General features: G+C 74.4%; 10 protein-coding genes. 6 read left to right on the top strand and 4 right to left on the bottom strand.

All coding sequences use genetic code 11. The annotated features are described in order from the left end of the window. Positions 1-50 precede the first annotated feature (50 nt). Together LN037_RS22220 and ppgK are read right to left on the bottom strand one after the other, a co-directional pair. The gene (locus LN037_RS22220) at positions 51-1,433 is read right to left on the bottom strand and encodes an RNA polymerase sigma factor (protein WP_230757001.1); all 1,383 of its coding nucleotides are present in this window, start codon (positions 1,431-1,433) and stop codon (positions 51-53) included. A 227-nt stretch (positions 1,434-1,660) separates the two neighbouring features. Continuing rightward, positions 1,661-2,407, bottom strand: coding sequence for a polyphosphate--glucose phosphotransferase (ppgK, locus tag LN037_RS22225; RefSeq protein ID WP_230757004.1), 747 nt, complete (start codon positions 2,405-2,407; stop codon positions 1,661-1,663). 66 nt (positions 2,408-2,473) lie between these two features. Between ppgK and LN037_RS22230 the strand changes: the two genes are divergently transcribed. After that, on the top strand, positions 2,474-3,322 hold the full coding sequence (locus LN037_RS22230) for an inositol monophosphatase family protein (RefSeq protein WP_230757006.1): 849 nt from the start codon (positions 2,474-2,476) through the stop codon (positions 3,320-3,322). On the opposite strand, the gene cei is transcribed toward LN037_RS22230, so the two are convergent. Continuing rightward, positions 3,323-3,958 carry an envelope integrity protein Cei gene (gene cei, locus LN037_RS22235; RefSeq protein WP_230757009.1) on the bottom strand — a complete coding sequence of 212 codons (636 nt, stop codon included), beginning with the start codon at positions 3,956-3,958 and terminating at the stop codon, positions 3,323-3,325. Between the two features lie 320 nt (positions 3,959-4,278). Here cei and LN037_RS22240 point away from each other — a divergent pair, with 320 nt between their 5' ends. Further along, on the top strand, positions 4,279-4,581 hold the full coding sequence (locus LN037_RS22240) for a DUF4193 domain-containing protein (protein ID WP_018334507.1): 303 nt from the start codon (positions 4,279-4,281) through the stop codon (positions 4,579-4,581). 57 nt (positions 4,582-4,638) lie between these two features. On the opposite strand, the gene LN037_RS22245 is transcribed toward LN037_RS22240, so the two are convergent. Then, positions 4,639-5,121 (bottom strand): DUF3093 domain-containing protein, encoded by a 483-nt coding sequence (locus LN037_RS22245; protein ID WP_230757011.1) that lies wholly within the window; start codon positions 5,119-5,121, stop codon positions 4,639-4,641. A gap of 79 nt (positions 5,122-5,200) precedes the next feature. Between LN037_RS22245 and dut the strand changes: the two genes are divergently transcribed. The 4 genes from dut (at position 5,201) to LN037_RS22265 (ending at position 7,815) form a co-directional block, all read left to right on the top strand. Further along, the gene (gene dut / locus LN037_RS22250) at positions 5,201-5,734 is read left to right on the top strand and encodes a dUTP diphosphatase (RefSeq protein ID WP_230757014.1); all 534 of its coding nucleotides are present in this window, start codon (positions 5,201-5,203) and stop codon (positions 5,732-5,734) included. Between the two features lie 48 nt (positions 5,735-5,782). After that, entirely contained in the window at positions 5,783-6,514 is a 732-nt protein-coding gene (locus LN037_RS22255; RefSeq protein ID WP_230757017.1) for a DUF3710 domain-containing protein, read from the top strand. A gap of 80 nt (positions 6,515-6,594) precedes the next feature. Next, positions 6,595-6,972: an OB-fold nucleic acid binding domain-containing protein gene (locus tag LN037_RS22260; RefSeq protein WP_230757021.1), complete on the top strand. Its 378-nt coding sequence runs from the start codon at positions 6,595-6,597 to the stop codon at positions 6,970-6,972. Positions 6,973-7,071: 99 nt separating this feature from the next. Beyond that, a complete protein-coding gene (locus tag LN037_RS22265) occupies positions 7,072-7,815 on the top strand; it encodes a DUF3159 domain-containing protein (RefSeq protein ID WP_230757023.1) in 744 nt (247 codons plus the stop codon). Positions 7,816-7,954: the final 139 nt, after the last annotated feature.

Consider the following 7,954-nt stretch of genomic DNA (forward strand, 5'->3'; position numbering starts at 1 on the left):
AACGACGACGGCCCCCGGGCCGGAGCTCGGGGGCCGTCGTCGGTGGAGACCTAGTCCAGGTAGTCGCGCAGCACCTGGGAGCGCGACGGGTGGCGCAGCTTCGACATCGTCTTCGACTCGATCTGGCGGATGCGCTCGCGCGTCACGCCGTAGACCTGGCCGATCTCGTCGAGGGTGCGCGGCTGGCCGTCGGTGAGCCCGAAGCGCAGCCGGACCACGCCGGCCTCGCGCTCGGAGAGCGTCGCGAGGACCGACTGCAGCTGGTCCTGCAGCAGCGTGAAGGACACCGCGTCGACCGCGACGACCGCCTCGGAGTCCTCGATGAAGTCACCGAGCTGCGAGTCGCCCTCGTCGCCGATGGTCTGGTCCAGCGAGATGGGCTCCCGGGCGTACTGCTGGATCTCCAGCACCTTGTCCGGGGTGATGTCCATCTCCTTGGCGAGCTCCTCCGGGGTGGGCTCACGGCCCAGGTCCTGGAGCAGCTCGCGCTGGATGCGGCCGAGCTTGTTGATGACCTCGACCATGTGCACCGGGATGCGGATGGTGCGCGCCTGGTCGGCCATCGCGCGGGTGATGGCCTGGCGGATCCACCACGTCGCGTAGGTCGAGAACTTGTAGCCCTTGGTGTAGTCGAACTTCTCGACCGCACGGATCAGACCGAGGTTGCCCTCCTGGATCAGGTCCAGGAACGCCATGCCGCGGCCGGTGTAGCGCTTGGCCAGCGAGACGACGAGGCGGAGGTTCGCCTCGAGCAGGTGGGACTTGGCGCGCTCGCCGTCGCGGACGATCCAGCGCAGGTCGCGACGCATCTGCGTCTGCAGCTCCTGCTGGGTCTCCGCGACCTTGCGCAGCCGCTCCGCCGCGTAGAGGCCGGCCTCGATCCGCTTGGCGAGCTCGACCTCCTCCTCGGCGTTGAGCAGCGCCACCTTGCCGATCTGCTTGAGGTAGGCGCGGACCGAGTCGGCGGAGGCGGTGAGCTCGGCGTCCTTGCGCGCCTGGCGCAGCGCCTCGGACTCCTCCTCGTCCCAGACGAAGTCGCCGGACTTCTTGTCCTCCTCGGTGGGCTCCTCGGTCTCGACCTCCTCGACGACGACCTCGGCCCCGAGGGCCTCGACCTCCTCGGTGAGGTCGGCGTCGCCGGGGGCGTCCTCGAGCTCGCCCTCCGGCGCCTCGCCGTCGGCGCCCTCGCCGCCCTCGGTCTTCGCGCCCTTCTTGGCGGGCGCGGCCTTCTTCGCGGGGGCCTTCTTGGCCGGCGCCTTCGTCGCGGCGGCGCCCTTGGGGCCGGCCTTCGTGGCGGTCCGCGCCCGGGTCGTCTTCGGGGCCGCGGCGGGCGCGGCGGCGTCGGCGTCCTCGGTGACCACCCCGAGCGGGCCCGAGGGCTGCTCCGCCGTGGCGGTGGTGGCGCGACGGCGGGCGGAATCTGCGGCTGCCACAAACGACCTTTCGCGACGATCTACTGCAGGGGCGAGGAGGCGGACACCGGATCGACGGACCCGGGGCCGGGGCGATCTCGACGCGGAGTGGTCGGGAAGGTTTGGGCTCCGGCTCCGGCGGTGAACCGCCGCAAGCTGACAGCCATTGTAACGACGCCGGGTGACCGGCGCCCGTACCTCACAGGCAGGCGGCGCGTGGCGACCCGTCGTCGGGAAGGAACCGCAGGTCAGGGGCTCGTGTCCTCGGCCGCGGCCATCGCCGCCCCGACGATCCCGGCCTGGTTCTGCAGCTGGGCGACCACGATCTCGGTCCGCGCCTCCAGCAGCGGCAGCCACTTGTCCGGCTTCTTGCTCACCCCGCCACCGAGGATGAACAGGTCGGGCCAGATCAGGTCCTCGAGCACCTGCAGGTAGCGGGAGAACCGCTTGGCCCACTTGCCCCACGACAGCTCCTCGCGCTCGCGGGCGGAGGCCGAGGCGCGGGTCTCGGCGTCGTGGCCGTCGACCTGGAGGTGCCCGAACTCGGTGGAGGGCAGCAGACGCCCGTCGAGGAAGAGCGCCGAGCCGATCCCGGTGCCGATGGTGAGCATGCACACCACGCCGCGGCGGCCGGCGCCCGCGCCGAAGCGCACCTCGGCGAGCCCGGCCGCGTCGGCGTCGTTCAGGACGAACACCGGACGACGTCCCAGGCGCTCGCCGAAGAGGGTCACCGCGTCGGTGCCGGGCCAGGCCGGGTCGATGTTGGCCGCGGTGTGCGCGATGCCGGTCTTGACCACCGAGGGCAGCGTGATGCCCACCGGGCCGTCGTAGGCGTGCGCCTCGACCACGGCCGCGACGGTGTCGGCGACGGCCTCCGGCGTGGCCGGGTGCGGGGTCTCGATCCGGACCCGGTCGGCCAGCAGCTCCCCGGTCCCGGTGTCGACCACGTTGCCCTTCACGCCGGTGCCGCCGACGTCGATTCCCAGCCGTCGCATCCCGTTCACACCCCGTCCCCTCGTGCGATATCGGGCGAGCCTAGCCAGATGTGGTCGGATGGGGACGTGGACGACCGGGACCGCTCCGAACTCGCCGTCGGCCTGGAGAAGATCGCCGTGGAGGTGGCGCGGGAGACCGCCGAGCTGGCCCTCGCGGTGCGCGACCGGGTGGTCGGCGACCGCTCCGTCGCGGACATGACCACCAAGAGCTCCGCCACCGACGTCGTCACCGCGGGCGACCGCGAGTGCGAGGCGCTCGTGCGCGAGCGCCTCGCCGTGCTGCGCCCCGACGACGCGGTGCTCGGCGAGGAGGAGGGCGGCGCCACCTCGCCGCGCCCCGGGCAGGTCCGCTGGGTGGTCGACCCGATCGACGGCACCGTGAACTACACGCACGGCCTGCCCTGGTTCTCGGTGTCGCTGGGCGCCGAGGTGGACGGGCGGGCCGTCGCCGGCGCGGTGGTCGAGCCCGTGTCGCGCCGGGTGTGGAGCGCCGCCGTGGGACAGGGTGCGCGCCTGGACGGCCGTCTCCTGCGCGCGTCGTCCCTCGCGCGGGTCGAGCTCGCCGTCGTCGGGACCGGTCTCGCCTACGACCCCGACCGGCGCGCCCGCCAGGCCGCCCTGCTCGGCCGGGTCGCGGGCTCGATCGGCGACGTCCGGCGGCAGGGCTGCGCCTCGCTGGACCTCTGCTCGGTGGCGGCGGGCTGGATCGACGGCTTCTACGAGCACGGCCTCAAGCCGTGGGACTGGTGCGCGGGCGCCCTGATCGCCGAGGAGGCGGGGGCGGTGGTGCGCCGACCGTCGTCCGGGGCCGGTCCCGACGACGGGTGGGGCCCGGAGGCGACGTTCGCCGCCGGTCCCGCGCTGGCGGGACCGCTGGCCGACCTGCTGCGCGCGGCCGGGGCGGCGCAGCTGTAGCTACTGCGAGCAGTCCACGTCGCGGAGCGTGGACAGCGAGGTGGGGTCGGTGCCGGGCACCGGCGCGCCGGACTCGGAGCCGCGGGCGAGCGCCTTGAGGGCGTCGTTCACGCCCGCCCCCGGGGTGATGTCCCGGAAGTCGCTGCCCAGGGCGAGGTCGACCGCCGACCCCTGCCGCCCGTCGTCGACCAGCTCCGCGCACGGCACCACGAGCGAGAGGGTGCGGGCGGCGGAGGCGCCGTCCGCCCCGTAGCGGATCTGCCCGACGCAGCTGAGGTCCTGCGCGGGGTAGAGCGGGTCGTTGTCGGGCTGCGCGGCCTCGGGCATGCCGAGCTCGCCGAGCTCCACGGCCGCGAGCTGGGCCTGGCCGCGCTGGCCGGCACCGTTGAGCACCCGCACGGCGACCGCGGACGGCGCGGCCGCGGCCGTCTGGTCCAGGGCGGTGCGGGCCTGCACGGTGCCGCCGCCCGAGGGCGGGGTGTTGCAGGAGGTGACCGACTGGGCCGTCGAGTTCACGAACACCACGATCCAGGTGAGGAGGCTCGCGACGGCCAGGACGATCACCAGCAGGGCCATCGGCAGCAGGTGTCGCCGCCGGTACCCGCCGGCGCGCGGGAGGGAGGACGAGGCGGCCACGGCGGCGAGCGTAGACGCCCCGCCGTGGCGTCGGCGTGTCCGCCGCACCGACGTCCCGTCCACGTCCGGTCGTGCGCGATCGGATTGTCGGGCGGACCACACGGATGGACGAGCCGACCCGTGGGCATCCGTCTGCGCGGTCGGCTACCCTTCCGCCGCTCCACGGCACGGTCGAGCAGGTGCGGGCCCCTCCGGGCCGGTCTCCGACACCCGTGCCGGTGAGATCCGGGTCACTCCGGCGACCGGCACAAACCGTGGACGTCCCGCGTTGTGCGGGCGCACGACCGAGAACTCCGCATGACGAGGGTGGGACACACCATATGGCGACCGACTACGACGCCCCGCGCCGCAACGAGTCCGACGAACTCGGGGAGGACTCGCTCGAGGAACTGAAGGCCCGGCGGAACGAGGCGCAGTCCGCGGCCGTCGACGTCGACGAGACCGACACGGCCGAGAGCTTCGAGCTCCCGGGCGCCGACCTCTCCGGGGAGGAGCTGACGGTCCGGGTGCTGCCGAAGCAGGCGGACGAGTTCACCTGCGGCAGCTGCTTCCTGGTCCATCACCGCAGCCGCCTCGCCGAGACCCGCGGCAACGCGTTCATCTGCCGCGACTGCGCGGCCTGACACACCGTTTCCTCCGCCCGGTCCGGGACTCCCCGGGCCGGGCTTCTCCGTCCGGCGTCACTCCCCGCGGATCTGGGCGAGCAGACGCTCGGGGTGCCGGGTGGAGACGACCCAGTAGGGCGTGGGGTCGTCGGGGTCGACGACCTCGAGCCGCACCGCGCTCGGGACCCACGGCCGGTGCAGGACGAAGGCCGCCGGGTCGAGCTGCGGGCCGAGGGCCCGCTGCTTGCTCTCCCCGCGCACCACGTCGGCGCGCCCCACGAAGCGGGTCGGCAGGTGGGCCGGGCCGGCCCACACCTCGCGCTCGCCGTCGGCACCCGGGGCCACCCCGACCCGCGTGCGGCCGACCCGCGCCAGGATCAGCACCGCGAGCGGCAGCAGCACCACGTAGGGCAGCCAGGAGCGCACCCCGGGGAACCCCATGTGGACCTCCGCGGCGAGCAGCCCGGCCATCAGCAGCGACGGCGGCCACGCCCACCAGGGCAGACGGAGGCGCTCGAGGCCGGCCGGGGACGCGCTCGGGGCGGGTGCTCGGGTCACGACCCCAGGGTAGGACGAGCGGCGCAGGCGCCGGGGAGGGCTGCGGCCGGCCGGTGCCCCGCGGCTACCCTCGTGCGTCGTGTCCGAGCTCGATCTGGTCCGTCTCGACCCGGGGCTGCCGCCGCCCGAGCGCGCGCACCCGGACGACGCGGGCCTCGACCTGCGGACCACCGTCGACGTCCGGATCGACCCGGGGGAGCGGGTGCTCGTGGGCACCGGGGTGGCGATCGCGCTGCCGCCGGGACACGTCGGCCTCGTCTGCGCCCGCTCCGGGCTCGCGGCCCGGCACGGGATCGGGCTGGTCAACGCCCCCGGGGTGGTCGACGCCGGGTACCGCGGCGAGATCCGGGTCTGCCTGGTCAACCACGACCGGCACGCGCCGGTCGAGCTGCACCGCGGCGACCGGGTGGCCCAGCTGCTCGTGCAACGGGTGGAGCTGCCGACGGTCCGGGTGGTGGACGCCCTGCCTGGGTCCACCCGGGGTGCGGGTGGCTTCGGGTCGACCGGGTCGGGTGACAACCTGCGTGACCCTCGCCCGTTTACATCACGAGAAGGTCACGGGCAGGGTATTGAGTACACGGCGGGTTCCGCCGATGGACAGATCGACGCATGACCGGGACGGCCACGACGCGTGGCCGGTGACGAGGGAGCTCTGAAGGCAGTGGTCGCGACCGAGCCGGCGCGCGGGCGCCACCGCAAGGGCCGTATCGCCCAGGTGCCCGGGCACGGTGAGCCCGCGGGCCGCCGGCACCACCAGCACCACGGGCCGTGGGACGCCGAGAACGCCCCGCGGGACGGTCGCCTGCGCCTCGACCTCGGGTCGGTGCAGCTCCCCGTGCCGCCCGGCGCCACCCTGGTCGCGGAGCCGGACCCGTCGGGCCCGCTGCGCGCGGTGCACGTCATGGTCCCCGAGGGCCGGCTGACGGTGAGCGCCTTCGCGGCGCCCCGGACGGGCGGGCTGTGGACCGAGCTGGTCGAGGAGCTGGCCGCCCAGCTGCACAACGAGGGCGCCACCATCCGGCGCGACCGCGGCGAGTGGGGCCGCGAGCTCGTCGCGCGCAACGGGGACGTCGTCGCCCGCGTCGTCGCCGTCGAGGGGCCCCGCTGGCTGCTGCGCGGCGTCGGCACCGGGCCCGCCCAGCACGCCCTGACGCTGCACGGGATGCTGCGCGACATGGTCCGCGGCACCGTGATCGTCCGGTCGCCCGACCCGCTGCCGGTGCGCTCGCTGCTGCCCCTCGAGGTGCCCGACGACGTGCCGGAGCCGTTCCGCGACACGCTCTACCAGACCCTGCCGACGCGCCCCCGCCAGATCGCGGGCCAGGACGGGCCCGTGATCCCCATGATGCTGCCGCAGAAGGCGGATTCCGGGACGTCCCCCGGGCGTTCCTGATGGCGTTATCCTGACGACGGGTCCGCCGAAGGGCCGAGTGGCAGCCGGGTGCCCGGCTGCCTGCAGCGAGGAGCAGCCGGATGGGCAAGAGCCCCGGGTTCATGTCGCGGATGGTCAAGAAGCTCACCTCCGACGTGTCCGACCTGGACGCGGAGGACCTCTCCGCCGAGGTCGAGCGCTCCGGGTGCCAGAAGGCCAGCGAGTGCTCGGGCACGGGTGAGGCGATCACCGTGAAGGGCCGTCTGCGGTCGGTGGAGATCTGTCCGCGGGACTCGGTGGCCACGTTGGAGGCCGAGCTCTTCGACGGGACCGACGGTGTCACCCTGGTGTGGATGGGCCGTCGCCGGATCCCCGGCATCGAGCCGGGCCGCACGCTGCGCGCGAGCGGGCGGGTGGCGGTCCGCGACGGCCGCAAGGTCATCTACAACCCGTACTACGAGCTGCAGCGAGCCCCCTGACGGGGCTGACAGGAGCGCGTCATCACCCCCCGACACTCCGCCGGCCGTCCGACCGACCAGCCGGGTCCCGCCGAGCCCCCCACCGTCGCCTTCGCCCCGGTGCGGCCGGACGCCCCGACCGCACCGGTCGCCGGGCCGGCGGGGGTGGAGCCGGCGGCGGATCCGTCGGACGGGGCGGAGGAGCGTGCGGAGCGGGCACCCACGCTGCTCGAGCAGATGGGCGGGGTGGCCGGGGTGGTGACCTCGGCGGTCCCCGTCGTCGTGTTCGTGCTCGTCCAGGCGGTGTTCTCGAACCTCGTCGCCTCGATCGTCGCGGCCGTCGCCTCCGCCGTGGCGGTCGCGGTCTGGCGGCTGGTGCGCGGTGAGAAGGTGCAGCCGGCCCTGTCGGGGCTGTTCGGCGTCGCCGTCTGCGCCCTGATCGCCTGGCGCACCGGCGAGGCCAAGGGCTTCTTCCTGCTCGGCATCTGGACGAGCCTGGTCTACGGCGGCGTGTTCCTCGTGTCGGTGCTGGTCCGCCGGCCGCTGGTCGGGGTGTTGTGGCACCTGGTCAACGGCGACGGGCAGGGCTGGCGCTCCTCCCCGGCACTCCTGCGGGCCTACGACCTCGCCACCCTGGCCTGGGTCGTCGTGTTCGGCGCCCGGTTCGTGGTGCAGCGCTGGCTATACGACTCGGCGTACGCCGAGACCTGGCTGGGCTGGGTGCGGCTCGCCATGGGCGTCCCGCTCGCCCTGCTCGCCGCCGCCGTGACCGTGTGGGCGATCCGGCGGGCCACCGAGGCCGCGAAGGAGCAGGCCGAGCAGGCCGAGCACGCGGAGCAGTCCGGGGGTCCGGCCCCGGCCTGAGCTCACTGCTAAACCCTGGTACTGCAGGGAGGTGGTGACACCTTGCTGCGGCACCCCGGTGCCGTTGGTGCATCGCCAAGCTGAGCGAGCTCGTTGAGGGCCTGCCTGAGAGTTCGCGAGCCCGACGGCCCGGGGCGTG

The organism is Actinomycetospora soli (assembly GCF_021026295.1).
GTDB lineage: Bacteria > Actinomycetota > Actinomycetes > Mycobacteriales > Pseudonocardiaceae > Actinomycetospora > Actinomycetospora soli.